This window comes from Amycolatopsis sp. NPDC098790 (assembly GCF_044759945.1).
Lineage (GTDB): Bacteria > Actinomycetota > Actinomycetes > Mycobacteriales > Pseudonocardiaceae > Amycolatopsis.
On record NZ_JBIWAI010000002.1, the window covers coordinates 409,427 to 423,135 of the forward strand.

Consider the following 13,709-nt stretch of genomic DNA (forward strand, 5'->3'; position numbering starts at 1 on the left):
TTTCGACGCCCGGTCCGGGAGCTGGATCGTATCGCCGCGCGGACGAGGGGGACGAGGTCATCTCCCGGCTTGCGGGCCGATCATCGAGTTCACGTCGATCGGCTTCGGGATGGCGCCGAGCTGCAGCAACAGGTCCGGCACCCGCTGCAGGCGCCGCGCGTCCAGGATCGAGCCGTAGCCCGGCAGGGTGAGCAGCTTGGCCGTGTCCTCGTCGATCTTGGCGAACCGCACCAGCAGGGGCTCGACCTTGGCGCGGTCGATCAGGGCTTCGTGGGTGGCCTTCTGCATGGCGCGCTGGAACGCGGCCAGGGTCTTCGGGTTCTCGCGGACCCACTTCCGCGTCGCTCCGTAACCGGTCAGCGGGAAGTCCTGGGTCGCGCCGGTGTTGATGTCGATCACCGGAATCGCGCCCGCCGTCTTGGCGGCCTGGGTGATGTACGGTTCCGGCAGGTAAGCGGCGTCGGCCTCGCCCTGCTGCAGCGCGGCGGCGATGTTCGGCAGCGGGATCAGCACCCATTTCACCTTGCCGAAATCGACGTTGTGGTCCTGCATCACCGAGCGCGTGAGCAGATCCGACGCGGTGTTCTTGGCCGTGATGGCGATCTTGCTGCCCGCCAGGTCGAAGATTGTTTTCACCGGCGAATTCGGCACGGTGACGATCGCATTGCTCTTGGCGTTGACCGAGGTCGCGTCGGCGACCAGCTGCATGTCGGCGGTGCCGGTACCGGTCGCGGTGAAGAACGGCGGGTAGGTCGAGAACGCGATGTCGGCCTCGCCCGAGATCGCCTTCGTCAGCGAGGCCTGGCCGCTGGCGGCGATGACGGAGTCGACGGTGAGGCCTTCGGCCTTGAAGAAGCCCTCGTCCTGGGCCAGCCAAAACGGCCCGAGGTCGGTCGTGGGCAAGATCGACACCTTGAGCGTCGCCTTCTCCAGGTCGCTGCTCGCCGCGGCGTTCGGCTCGGCCGAACCCAGTGCGCCGCAGCCGGTGACGATCATGGTGACCGCGAGGGCGAGCGCGACGCGGACCCGGCCGCCGCTCCTGACGATTCCAAACAAGGCCTGCTCCTAGAAGGAGGTGAGTTGATGTACCGAATCCAGCGGATTCGTGTGAAATATTCCCGGCGCCAGGCAGGTCACTGTAGGAGCCGGGACATCGCTTGACAACGCGGGATGCGGGCGGAAACCGGAATTCACCAGAATGGCGGCACCAATTCTTGATCGACGATCTTGTTTTTGCGACGTGCTGTCCGCCGGGTACTACGAATCAATGTGGGGATTGCGTGCCGGAGCCGCTGAAATCCCGGGCGGCGGGCCGTTGGACGCGGGAATCCGGCGAGTCCGGGCTTCGGCCATTCGGCGGCCGCCGGCGCCGGTTCCCGGTTGCGGACAGTGATGTCGGTGCGGCCGATGGGGGTCGCCCGGCGATCTTCGGCGGTGTCGCCGATCGGCTGCCCGGCGTTTACCGGCCGAGTGCGGAAATCGTGGCCGGAGGTCGTCCGCCGGCGCGGAAAACAACAGGTCGGCGCCGCCTCGCAGCGGCGAAACCCGCACCGTTCACTTTTCGGAAACCGGCCGCCGCCGACCGCCATCGGTCCGGGTGTTCGGCGGCGTCCCGGTATTCATGAGCGCTCGCGGGGAAAGATCGTGCGACGGAGGGTGGTCGTGTCGAAATCCTCGAATGCCGCGGGCGGTGGACGCGTCCCGGCCGGAGGCGAGAAAGGGGGAGGCGGTGCCGGCCCGGTGGATCGCCTCCCGATCGTCGGGGAAAACGCTGTTTTGCTCCGATTTCCGCGGATCTTCCGCGTTTCGCCGCCGGTGGCGTACACTGCGCAGGCGCCCGGGTCGCCCACTGTGAGAATGGTCCACAACGCACCATTCCTCGACGACGCTCCGGCGGTTGGTGATCCTTCACCGCCGAGGCGGGGGAATCACGTTCGGATCACGAGTCGGGGAATTTCCCGAAATCGATGTTTAGCGCGGGAGAACCCCTGGTGATCCGGGTTGCCCCGATATACCTCTTGTTGGGGAACAACTTTTACTTCTATTATTCCGGTGTGCGACCGCTCACGGACGGTACCGAACTGCTGGTCGGACGGGACAGCGAGCTGTCCTGGCTGGTCGGCTGGATCCGTGGTGCCGCCGCCGGTCGCGGCCACGCCGTGCTGGTGGACGGCGAGCCGGGCGTCGGCAAGTCCGCGCTGGTGCGGGCCGCCTGCGCCGAGGCGGCCGACGCGGGCTGCCAGGTGTACTGGGGCGCCGGTGACGAGCTCGGGCAGGCCCTGCCGCTGCTCCCGCTCCTCGACGCGCTGGAGGTCACGCCGGGCGCGCGGCATCCCCGCCGTGAAGCCATCTCGAAGCTGCTGCGGGGCGGCGCCGTCGCGGGCCAGGGCACCGACCTCGCCGCCGCGGCCGCCGAGCAGCTGATCGCGCTGGTGGACGAGCTCTGCCAGGCCGGGCCGGCCGTGCTGGTCGTCGACGAGCTGCAGTGGGCCGACCGCACGACGGTGGCGGTCTGGAGCAGGCTCGCCCGGGCGGTCCGGCAGCTCCCGCTGCTGCTGATCGGCGTGCTGCGCCCGGTGCCGCGCCGCGACGACCTGCGGTCGCTCTTCCGGCTCGTCGGGCCCGCCCAGCGGCTGCGGCTGGGCAGGCTGGCGGAACCCGCGGTGCTGGAGCTGGTGGCCGCGCTGGCCGGCGGCAAACCGGGCGCCGAGCTGGCGCAGCTGGCCGACGGCGCCGCCGGGAACCCGTTGTACCTCACCGAACTGGTCGACGCGCTGAGCCGCAGCTCGTGCCTGGAGGTCGACACCGCGGGCATCGTGGAGCTGACCGGCGCGGCGACGCCGGACTCGCTGCCGGAGGCGATCGCGGACCGGCTCGGTTTCCTCGGCGAACAGGTGCAGGGCGTGCTGCGCGCGGCGGCGCTGCTCGGCGTCGGCTTCTCGGTCGCGGACCTCGTGGCCGTGACGGACACCCCGCTCGCCGACCTGCTGCCCGCCCTCGACGAGGCCCGCGCCGCCGGGGTGCTCGTGGCGGCGGGCGACGACCTGGCCTTCCGGCACCCGCTGATCCGCACGGCGTTGTACGACGAGATGCCGACGGCGGTCCGGATCGCCTGGCACCAGGCCGCCGCGTGGGCGCTGGCCGAGGCGAGCGCCCCGGTGGAGCGGGTCGCGCGGCAGCTGCTGCCCATGGTGTCCACCACCGACAGCCGGGTGCCGGTGCCCGCCTGGGCCGTGAAGTGGCTGCTCGAGGTGTCCACGCTGCTGATCGGGCAGGCTCCGGTGGTCGCCGTCGCGCTCCTGCGCCGGGCGGTGCGCGACGCGCCGCTCGACGACGCCGTGACCGGCGCGCTGGCCTGCCGGCTGGCCGACGCCTACTACCGGGTGGACAACGTGGGCCAGGCCGAGCGGATCGCCTGCCGCGCCCTGGACCGCGTCCGCGACCCCGACGTGCGCGTCGACCTGCACACGACGGTCGTCCAGTGCCGCGGGTCGACCGGCCGCGCCGCCGAGTCCCTCGCCGCGTTGAACGAAGCCCTGACGCAGCCCGGGCTGGAGGCCCGGCACCGGGCGAAGCTGCTGGTGCTGATCGCGCGCACCCATCGGGACCTCGGGGACGTGGCGACCGCGGGCGAGGTCGCCACGGCGGCGCTGGTGGAGCTCGGCAAGGCCGAAGACCGCTGGGCGACCGGGTGGGCGCTGCACCTGCTGAGCCTGGCCGCGATGTCACGGGGTGACTGGGCCGGCGCGCTGCCGCTGTTCGAGCGCGCGATGGCCATCGTGCGGGGCGATCCCGCGCTGATCGACCTCACGCTGCTGCTGCGCATCAACCAGTCGGTCACCCTCGGCGCGCTCGACCGCCTCACCGACGCGCTCGCCGCCGCCGGCCAGGCGCGGGAGCTGGCCGACCGCACCGGCAGCGCCGTGCGGCTCGCGCAGGCCCAGAGCGCGATCGGGCACATCCTGCTGGGGGCGGGCCGCTGGGACGACGCGCTGGCCGAGGTGGACGTCGTCCCGGACGACCGCAAGGAACCGGCCGTGGTGTGCGCCGACCACGGGGTCGCGGCGATCATCCACTTCCACCGCGGTGAGACGGCCGACGCCCGCCGTCACCTCGACATCGCGGCGCTGTACGCGGAACGCATCGGCGACCAGGTCGTGGACCCGCTGGCCCGTGCCCGCGGCCTCGCCTTCGAGCACGCCGGCGCGCCGGAGCGGGCGCTGGCCGTGCTGACCGCCGCGCAGGGAGGTGAAGACGCGAGCCAGGAGCTCCTGGCCGACGCGGCCCGGCTGGCGGTGGCGACCGGCGACCGGCAGACGGTGGTGGCGATCGAGGCCCGGGTCCGCGCGCTCGCGGCCGAGTCCGCCATCCCGCACCGCCGCGCGCTGGCCCTGTACTGCCGCGGCCTGCTGGACGGGGACGGGACGATGCTGCTGCGTTCCGCCGACGCGTACGACGAGGCCGGCCGCCCGCTGTCCCGCGCGAGAGCGCTCGAAGCGGCCGCGATCGCCTTCGCCAAGTCCCGCGACGAAGACCGCGGTTCGGCCCGAGCGGCGTTCACCCACGCGACGGACGTGTACGCGGAGCTGGACGCGCAGTGGGACGTGGCGAGGTTGCGAGCGATGTTCCGGGCGCTGGGCATCCGCCGCGGCCCGACGGTCAAGCACCGCCAGACGACGCACGGCTGGGACAGCCTGACCCCGACGGAGGGCCGGATCGCGGCGCTGGTGGTCGAAGGGTTGTCGAACCCGCAGATCGCGGCCCGCCTGTACTTGTCCCCGCGCACGGTGGGTACGCATGTCTCGCACATCTTGAACAAGCTGGGGGTGCACTCGCGGATCGACATCGCCCGCGAGGCGGCCCGCCACCAGTCCGCGTCGGGCTGAGCGAAGGCCTCGGGTTCAGCCTGCGCGGCCGGCGTGCCGCCTCCCGGGTCCGACATCGCCCGGGAGACGGCCGCCAGTTCGCGTCGGCCCTGAAGTCACACCCCGACCTCCGGTGCGTTCCCCTTGGGCCGCACCGGGATCGTGTGCACGATCGTCGATGCCGGGGTGCGGCGCGTGACGGCCACGTGCCCGCTGACCACCTGCCCGAGCAGGATCGCCAGCACCAGCAGCAGCGGCGTCTGCCACGTGCCGGTGTGCGTGTGCAGCCAGCCGCACGCCAGCACGCCGAAGCCGGCGATCACGTACCCCACGCCCTGGACCACTGCGGACAGCGACAGCGAACTGTCCTTGCTGCGCAACGAGATGGTCGTCAGCACGAACGCCAGCGACCCCATGCCCGTGCCGGTCGCCACGGCCCACAGCCAGGGCGCCGCCGCCGGGGCGAGGAGCAGGCCGGTGACCCCGATGACGTTGGGCGTGGCCAGGACGACGACCAACAGCGTCTGGTTGCGCCACCGGCGTGTCCAGCCCGGGACCAGCAGCATCATCGGCAACCCCATGGCCATCGACACCGCGAGGCACGTGCCCGCGGTCGTCGGCGCGACCCCCGCGTCACGCAGGATCCCGGGGAGCCAGCCCATGACCAGGAACGTCACCGTCGAAATCAGTCCGAAGTGGATGGTCAGCGCGGCGGGAGCCGGCGCGCCGGTGGCTTTCTGCGGTGCCACGAGGGATTCGTCGGGCGTGCGTTGCCACATCTGCATGGTCAGCAGCGCCACGATCGCCCACAGGCCGAGGGCGTACCGCCACGACGACGACATGACGACGGCCGGCGTGACCAGCGCGCCGGCCGTGCTGCCGAGCCCGAGCCCGAAGGTGAACGCGGCGGATCCTTTGGCCAGCAGCGGCAGCATGGTGCCGAGCACCGCGATGGACAGGCACGCCAGCGCCGTCCCGACCAGCAGCTGCGACGAGCCCCCGAGCACCCGGCCGGCCAGCGACAGCACCAGCCCCGCGAGACCCACGGTGACGGTCCGGTGGGCACCCACCCGCGAGCACAGCCACGGCGTCGCCCAGCCGCCCAGTCCGATGGCCCACAGGGGCAGCGCGACGAGCACGGCGGCGACGAGGCTCCCGGCGACCGAGATGTCCGGCAGGGCCGCCCCCAGGCTCGTCACGGCCGGCCGCAGGTTGATGGCCAAGAGGAAGATCACAACGGTGGAGGCGGTGGTGGTAGCACGAGACATCGCTCCTCCTCGGCGTCGAGGTCGGAGCGGCGGGCCCCGTGGAACAATGCTTCGCGGAACGCGTGGATCAGACATCCGTCAGGTGACGGATGGCCGGAAGGTCCGTTGTCCCTCAACGGTTCTACGTCTCCCGTCGGACCTGCGAATGGGCGTGCATCGGCACGACCGGCGCAGGCGTGGTGACGCTGGGGAGTCGGTGCACGCGCGGGCGGGCCCGCGTCGCCCATCCGGGCGATCCCCGCGGGTTCGGTGGTGTCAGTGCGTCAGCAGGTCGAGCACCAGCGCCAGCGGCGGCCACGCGGCGCGGCCCCGGCGAGTGCACGCGAAAGCCCGTTGCCGGACGGCCGGATCGGCGAGCGGCAGCAGGGCGACGCCCGGCGCGGTGGGCCGTCCCATCGGGAGCAGCCCGACGCCGCGGCCGGGGGCGGTGATGAGGTCTTCGACGAGTTCGAGGCTGTCCGCGCGGTGCGCGACCCGTGGCGTGAACCCGGCCATGGACGCGAGCGTGCGGAGCACGTCCTCGTCGGCGGTGTTGCGCGAATTGCCGATCCAGTCGTGCTCGCGAAAGGCGTCGAAGACGGCGAGGGTCCCCTCGCCCCGCACCCGGCGCGTGTCGGCCGCGGGGACGCCGAGGCCCCACGCCGCAGTCCACAGTGGACTGACGGCGACCGCGGGGTCCACGGTGGCGGGCGCGAGGTCGTAGTCGTAGACGAGCGCGAGGTCGAGGTCGTCCGCGAGCAGCGCGGCCAGTGCTTCGGCGGGCTCGTACTCGCTGACCAGCACCCGCACACCGGGGTGGTCCCCGGCGAGCCGGGCCACGGCGGGCAGCACGGAGCGCCGGACGGCGGTGGCGAACCCGGCCACGCGGACGGTGCCTGCCGGTTCGGAGTGCGGGTCGAGGTCGGCGTGCGCGGCCTCGACGGCGGCCAGGATCGTCACGGCGTGGTCGGCCAGCCGCCGCCCGGCCGGCGTCAGGCGCACGCGGCGGCCGTCGGGTTCGAGCAACGGCGTGCCGACCTCCCCGGCCAGCACGGCGATCTGCTGGGAGACCGTCGACGTCGTGGTGCCGAGCACGTCCGCCACGGCCCGCATCGACCCGTGCCGGGACAGCTCCAGGAGGTACCGCAGCCGGCGCGTGTCCATGACGAGATTGTCCACGAATCCTGAATGGACTGTCCAGTACCGGCAAGTGGACACGAACGGTGTGCGGGGTATTTGCTGACAGGCGTGCCACCCACGACCCGCTCCGGAGCGCCCCTCGCGGTCGCCGCCATGCTGTGCGTCCAGCTCGGTCTCGCCGTGTCCGTCGGCCTGTTCGACCGCATCGGCCCCGAAGGAGCCGCGTGGCTGCGGCTCGCGTGGGCCGGCGTGCTGCTGGTCGTCCTGGTGCGGCCGCGGCCGTCGACGTTCCGGCGGACGACGTTCGCGGCCTGCGCGGTGCTGGGCGTGGTCACGGCCGGGATGACGATGCTGTTCATGGAGGCGGTGGCGCGGCTGCCCCTGGGCACGGCGAGCGCGCTGGAGTTCCTCGGGCCGCTGACGGTGGCGATCACCCGCGGCGGCGGGGGCCGGAAGCTGTGGCCGGTGTTGGCGGCGATCGGCGTCGTGCTGCTGACCCGGCCGTGGCAGGGCGGCGCGGACCTGGCCGGAGTGGGCTTCGCGCTGGCGGCGGCGGTGTGCTGGGCCGGCTACATCCTGTTGACGCAGCGAGTGGGTGACGAGGTGTCGGGAGTGCGCGGGCTGGCGGTGTCGATGCCGGTGGCCGGTCTCGTGGCGACGCTGGTGTACGGGCCCGCGGTGGTCGGGCACCTGACGTGGCAGCTCTTGCTCGTGGGGCTCGGGCTGGCGGTGCTGTTGCCGGTGGTGCCGTTCAGCCTGGAGATGCTCGCGTTGCGGCGGTTGACGACGTCGGCGTTCGGGACGCTGATGAGTCTGGAGCCGGCGATCGCGCTGGTGATCGGGTTGGTTGTGCTGCACCAGGTCCCGGATGCCGCGGCGGTGGCCGGGGTGGCGTTCGTCGTGGTGGCGGGGGTCGGTGCCGAGCGGACTGGGGCTCGGGAACCGGTGAAGCAGCCGGCTTGAGTGCGAATCCGGCTTGGGCGCCTCACGAGGGCCGTGGCAGACACGCGTCGAGCAGCCGGCGGGCGGCCACCGCGGCCCCGTCGGTGCGCATTTCGGCCCCCAAAGCCTTCGCTCGCGCCCGGGTCTCGTTGGCCACCGCCGTGTCGAACGCGGCGCTCAGCGACTCGAACGTGGCCGTCGGCCCGTCCAGAGCCGCGCCGACCTGGCACGCAGCCACCCTCCCGGCCCAGTACGGGTTGTCCGCCAAGCGGATCGGGACCACCACCTGCGGCACCCCCGCCCGCGCGGCCGTCTGGGTCGTGCCCGCGCCGCCGTGGTGGACCACCGCCGCCAGCTCGCCGAACAGGCGCTGGTGGTTGACGTCGCCGATCGTGAAGGAGCCGGCCACGTCCAGGTCCGCCCAGCCGCGGGACACCAGCACCCGGTACCCCCGCGCGCGGCACGCCTCGACCGACCAGCGCGCGATGTCCGGCGCCGGGCTGATGCTGCCGAACCCCACGTAGACCGGCGGTTCGCCCGCTTCGAGAAACTCCACCAGCGACGGCGGCAGCGGACGCTCGTCCACCCGCGTCCACGCCCCGGTCTGGACCACTTCGACACCCTCGACCGGGGGCCCCAGCACCGGGTCGGCTGCCAGCCACGGCCGGTCGGAGTAGACGTGGTCGCGCACGTTGTCCACCGGGGCCAGGCCGAGCGCGGCGCGGTGGCGGTTGAGCGGCTCGCGGAACTGCGCGTTAACCCTCTGGGCGTCCACCGCCCACAACGCGGTGTGGTCGCCGTGCCCCTCCGGCCAGCCGGGTCGCGGCGGCGGGGCGTGGTGCGGCGACGGCAGGTTCACCACCGAGTAGGTCGCGTACACGTACGGGATGCCCGCGGCTTCGGCCACGGACCGCGCCGCGACCTGCGCCAGACCGGCCGCCACCAGTGCGTCGCACCCTTCGGCCGCCGCGGGGAAGACGCCGAACTGCGTTTCGACGAGCTCGGCCCGGTACCGGGACAGCTCGTCCGGGGTCACCCCGCGCATCAACTCCCGCACCGGCGGCCCGACGGGCACCGGCTCGATCCCGAGACCGGCCAGCCGCTCCGCGAACTCCGGCGGGACGCACATCCGCACGTCCGCGCCGAGGGCCCGCAGCTGCACCGCGAGCGCCACCAGCGGTTCGACGTCGCCGAGCGTGCCGTAGGTGGACAGCAGCACTCGCGTCATCGCGGTGCTCCGGTGTGGAAGTCGACCGGCGTCTCCGGCGTGGCGGCCGTGCCGTAGGTGGACACCAGCACCCGCCTCACCGCGGCGCCCCGGCGTAGAAGCCGACCGGCATCGTGACCTCCGCGCTCGACGCCCCGCACTCCAGCATCCACAACGCCGCCGCCGGGCCCAGCTCCCGGCCCAGCACCCCGAGCGCGGCCGGGTCCGGGGCCACCGCGCGCGCCTGCGCCACTCCGCGTGCGAACGCCTCCGGGGCCCAGCCACTCGCGTCGCCGTCGCCGAGGGAACGCGCTCCGCCGGCCAGCGCCGCGACCGGCATCGCCTCCGGCACGCCGAGCAGGCCGTGGGTGCGTTCGCCCACCAGCACCCCCATCCAGCGCGAGGTCTCCGGGGTGGGCCGCGGCCCGGTCCACCGGGGCCGTCCGTCGAGGTCCGGCAGCTTCGCCGGCGCGCCGGACACCGCCCAGCGGCCCGCCCACTCCACGGCCAGGCCCGGGGCGCTGCGGGAAGCGGGGTTGTGGAACCGCGCCATGTCCCACCGGGTGCCGACCGCGACCGCGGCCAGGTCGCGGTGCGGCCACACCCGCGCCTCCCACCAGAACCCCCACGGGAACGCCGCCGTGTGCCCCCACCACCAGTCGTCGCCCAGGTCCGGGTCCGCGAGTTCGAACGTCAACCCGGAGAACGACCGCACGCCGTGCGAGCTAGGCCGCTCCACCCGCGGGGTCACCATGGCGGCGAGCGAGTCCGGGCCGACCGAGCCGCGCAGCAGGGATTGCAGCAGCCGCGCGAAATCCGCCGCGCTCGTGTACATCCCGACGCCCGGGTAGGCCGCGGTGCGCAACGGCGGGCTCGGCACGCACCAGTCGCCGAACGCCAGGTAACCGGTGGCACCGGCGGGGCGACCCGTGCCGTCGTCGATGCTCGTGGACGTCATCCCGGCCGGGGCGAACACCTCCCGGCCGACGCGCGCGGCGTACGGCTCGCCGGTCAGGTGCTCGACCACGCCACCCAGCACGCCGACGCCGAAGCTCGAGTACGAATACGGCCCGGGCGCCGTCACCAGCGGCAGCGCCCCGCCGTACTCCACCGAGCGGCCGATCTCGTGCCTCAGCCGGACGTAGTCGAGGATCGGCTCGGCCGGCGCCTCACACGCCGTCGCGGTGACGATGTCGCTGTAGTAACCGCCCTGGTGCGACGCCAGCATCGCGGTCGTGACCGGCGGCGCGTCGCCACGCAGGCCCGCGGGCAGCACGTCGTCGACCGGCGTGTCCCAACCGACCGCACCGGCCTCGACCAGCCGCATGAAGGCCAGGCCCGTGACGGGTTTGGTGAGTGAGCCCGCCGGTGCGACGGTCTCCGCGGTCATCGGCGTGCCCGCGGCCAGGTCGGCGAACCCGGTCGCGGCCGTCCGCAGGTCGTCGCTCGTCGCCACCGCGACGGCGACCCCGGGCGTGCCGGTGACCGCGGCCAGCCGGGGCAGGACGGCGTCGAGCGCCCCCATCACGTCGTCGAGCATGCTCATCCCTCGGTGGTGTTGTAGTTGACGATCCGCTCCACCATGAAGGCGCGCGCCCCGGCCAGCGGGCTGTCCGCGTCGCGTCGCGCCACGTCCGGCAACCGGTGGGCCTCGCCCTCGGCGACCACCACCGTGCCCCACAGCGCGTTGAACCCCGAAGGATCGGCGGGCTTCTCCGCGGCGGCCTCGACGGTCACGACGCCGTCCCCGCCGGACACGGTGAGCGCGCCCATCTGCCGCAGCACCACGGGGTCGCTCTCCTTCGCCGCCACCACGCTCCAGTCCGCCTGCCGCAGGGCGGCGAGCAGGCTGCCCACGTCGCTGACGACGATGTCCGGCAGCACGAGGGCCACCGGTCCCCGCGTCATCGGCAGAGCGCACCGGATCGCGCCGTCGAGCCCCGGTTCGGCCACGTCGTCCTGGTAGACGAAGACCAGCTGGAACGTCCCGGCGTAGCGCGCGAGGTACTTCACCGTGTCGAGCTTGTGCGTCGCGAACACGACGACCACGCGCACGCTGAGGCCGCTCTTCACCAGCTCGACCGCGGGCTCCAGGCTGCGGTCCAGCACGGTGACCCCGGGCGCGAGGCAGTGCAGCTCCTTCGCGTACGGCGCTCCGAAGCGCGTCCCGAACCCGGCGCAGGGCAGGATGATCGAAACGTCGGGGTCGCTCACCGCAGCCGCACCTCCAGCGCGACCCGGTGCCGGCCGCGGGGGAGCGGCACCCACGCCGGCTCGCCCACCGGCGCCACCGCCGGGAAGCGGTCGAAGAGGCTCCGCAACGCGACTTCCGCCTCCAGCTTCGCCAAGGCGACGCCGAGGCAGAAGTGCGGTCCCCAGCCGAAGCCGACGCTGCCCTCGCGGCCGCCGTGCTCGGCCTGCCAGCGCACGTCGGCCGCGTGCGGGTGGGCGAACCGCGCCGGGTCGCGGTTGGCCGCGCCGAGCACCGCCTGGACCGCGTCGCCCGCGCTGATCCGCACCCCGGCCACCTCCAGATCCGTTGCGGCGTACCGCAACCGGGCCAGCTGGACCGGCCCGTCCGTGCGGACCAGCTCGCGCACCGCCGCCGGCCACAACCCCGGCTCGGCGCGCAGCAATTCCCGCTGGGCGGGGTCGCGCATCAGCGCGAGCGCCGCGTTGGACAGCATGTGCGCCATCGTTTCGTGCCCGGCGAGCACCAGGAACACCACGAGCGCCACGGCGTCGACGTCGGTCAGGTCGTCCTGGGCGACGACCTCGCTGAGCAGGTCTTCGCGCGGCTCGGCTCGGCGCCGGTCGACCAGGGCGTGGCAGTAGGCGAACATCTCGCCCAGCGTCGGCGTGATCCGCGCCGGGTCGCCGTCGACGAGCACCTTGCCCCAGCGCCACCAGTCCGCCCAGTCCGCTTCGGGGACCCCGACCAGTTCGCAGACCACGGCCATGGCCAGCGGGTACGCGAACTCGTCGATCAGGTTCGCCGTCTCACCCAGTCCGTCGAGCAGGTCGTCGACGATCTGCTGCACCCGCGGGCGCAGGGTGGCGACGCGCGACGCGCTGAACGCGTGGCTGATGCTGCGGCGCAGCCTCGCGTGCTCGGCGCCGTCGAGGCTGAGCAGGCTCGCGCGCAAGTACGGCAGGTGCTCCGGGGGCGTGCCCAGCGCGAGGAACGCCTCCTCCTGCGTCTGCGCTCCCTGCCCCGGCAAACCGGTGGGATCGTTGCGCACGGCGGGATCCGACAGCACCGCGCGGACGGCGTCGCTGCCGGTGACCAGCCAGCCCTGCTCGCCGTTCGGCAGCCGGGCCCAGCAGACCGGTGACTCGGCGAGGACGCGGTCGTACCCGCCCATCGGGTCGTCGAGGACGGCCGGATCGCGGACGTCCACCACGGGTTCGGACGACATCGGACTCCTGTCAGCCTTTGAGCGGGCCGCCGTTGATGGCGACGCGGTTCCCGAACCGGGTGTGCGGGTAGTAGTCGTAGGTCGCGTGGTGCTGGACGCAGCGGTTGTCCCAGAACACCAGCGTGTTGGGCTCCCAGCGCACGCGGCACGCGAGCATCGGCCGGTTCGGCACGACGGAGAACAGCAGGTCGAGGACGGCCTGGCTCTCGTCGGCCGACAGCTGCGGGATCCGCGAGGTGTAGGCCGGGTTGACGTACAGCAGCGGCCGGTCGGTCTCCGGGTGCCGCACGACCACCGGGTGTTCGCTGACCGGCGGTTCGTAGCCCTCCGGGATCTTGTGGCCGCGGAAGGCGTGGGCGCCGTCGTGGATCGCGGTCAGCCCGGCCAGGAGTTCCTTCAGCTTCGGCGACAGCATGTCGTACGCGAGGTGCATGTTCGCGAAGAGCGTGTCGCCGCCGCTGCCCGGCGCCGGCATCTCGGTGATGTGCAGCATCGAACCGAGCGACGGTTCTTCGTCGGCGGTGCCGTCGGCGTGCCAGCCGTTGCCGAACACCGTCGCCGCCTCGGGGGCGGTCGCGACCTCGAGGATGTAGGGGTTCCCGTGCTCGGGCGGCGGGTTCACCGGCCGCAGCTCGCCGAAGTGCGCGGCGAGGCGCTGGTGGTCGTCCGGCGTGATGTCCTGGTCGCGGAACACCAGTACGTGGTGGTCGAGGAACGCCGTCTTCAGCTCGGTGAGCTGCTCTTCGGTCAGTTCCCGCGTCAGGTCGAGGCCGGTGACCTCGGCGCCGATGACCGGGGTCAGGCCCCGCACCGCCAGGGTGCGGTAGGCGCGCGCCGGCCGCGTCGTGATCCGCTTGACGGCGTCGAGTTCGTACTGCTCCATGGTTTC

10 protein-coding genes are annotated in these 13,709 nt (G+C 73.1%); 2 read left to right on the forward strand and 8 right to left on the reverse strand.

Annotated features, from left to right (window positions below; all coding sequences use genetic code 11):
- Positions 1–57: 57 nt before the first annotated feature.
- The gene (locus ACIQWX_RS15665; RefSeq protein WP_400870459.1) at positions 58–1,056 is read right to left on the reverse strand and encodes an ABC transporter substrate-binding protein; all 999 of its coding nucleotides are present in this window, start codon (positions 1,054–1,056) and stop codon (positions 58–60) included.
- 998 nt (positions 1,057–2,054) lie between these two features.
- Between ACIQWX_RS15665 and ACIQWX_RS15670 the strand changes: the two genes are divergently transcribed.
- Positions 2,055–4,886 (forward strand): AAA family ATPase, encoded by a 2,832-nt coding sequence (locus ACIQWX_RS15670; RefSeq protein ID WP_400870462.1) that lies wholly within the window; start codon positions 2,055–2,057, stop codon positions 4,884–4,886.
- Positions 4,887–4,981: 95 nt separating this feature from the next.
- On the opposite strand, the gene ACIQWX_RS15675 is transcribed toward ACIQWX_RS15670, so the two are convergent.
- The gene (locus ACIQWX_RS15675; protein WP_400870464.1) at positions 4,982–6,133 is read right to left on the reverse strand and encodes an MFS transporter; all 1,152 of its coding nucleotides are present in this window, start codon (positions 6,131–6,133) and stop codon (positions 4,982–4,984) included.
- Between the two features lie 255 nt (positions 6,134–6,388).
- Positions 6,389–7,276 (reverse strand): LysR family transcriptional regulator, encoded by an 888-nt coding sequence (locus ACIQWX_RS15680; RefSeq protein WP_400870466.1) that lies wholly within the window; start codon positions 7,274–7,276, stop codon positions 6,389–6,391.
- Positions 7,277–7,360: 84 nt separating this feature from the next.
- Between ACIQWX_RS15680 and ACIQWX_RS15685 the strand changes: the two genes are divergently transcribed.
- Positions 7,361–8,215, forward strand: coding sequence for an EamA family transporter (locus ACIQWX_RS15685; RefSeq protein ID WP_400870469.1), 855 nt, complete (start codon positions 7,361–7,363; stop codon positions 8,213–8,215).
- A gap of 22 nt (positions 8,216–8,237) precedes the next feature.
- Here the strand turns inward: ACIQWX_RS15685 and ACIQWX_RS15690 are convergent, their stop codons facing one another.
- From ACIQWX_RS15690 to ACIQWX_RS15710, 5 genes are all read right to left on the reverse strand, one after another.
- On the reverse strand, positions 8,238–9,422 hold the full coding sequence (locus ACIQWX_RS15690) for a glycosyltransferase (protein ID WP_400870472.1): 1,185 nt from the start codon (positions 9,420–9,422) through the stop codon (positions 8,238–8,240).
- Between the two features lie 76 nt (positions 9,423–9,498).
- Positions 9,499–10,941: a serine hydrolase gene (locus ACIQWX_RS15695; protein ID WP_400870475.1), complete on the reverse strand. Its 1,443-nt coding sequence runs from the start codon at positions 10,939–10,941 to the stop codon at positions 9,499–9,501.
- Between the two features lie 2 nt (positions 10,942–10,943).
- On the reverse strand, positions 10,944–11,615 hold the full coding sequence (locus tag ACIQWX_RS15700) for a hypothetical protein (RefSeq protein ID WP_400870478.1): 672 nt from the start codon (positions 11,613–11,615) through the stop codon (positions 10,944–10,946).
- The gene (locus ACIQWX_RS15705) at positions 11,612–12,820 is read right to left on the reverse strand and encodes a cytochrome P450 (RefSeq protein WP_400870480.1); all 1,209 of its coding nucleotides are present in this window, start codon (positions 12,818–12,820) and stop codon (positions 11,612–11,614) included. The genes ACIQWX_RS15700 and ACIQWX_RS15705 overlap by 4 nt, the downstream gene beginning before the upstream one ends.
- 10 nt (positions 12,821–12,830) lie before the next feature.
- Positions 12,831–13,703, reverse strand: coding sequence for a TauD/TfdA dioxygenase family protein (locus tag ACIQWX_RS15710; protein WP_400870483.1), 873 nt, complete (start codon positions 13,701–13,703; stop codon positions 12,831–12,833).
- Between the last annotated feature and the right edge of the window lie 6 nt (positions 13,704–13,709).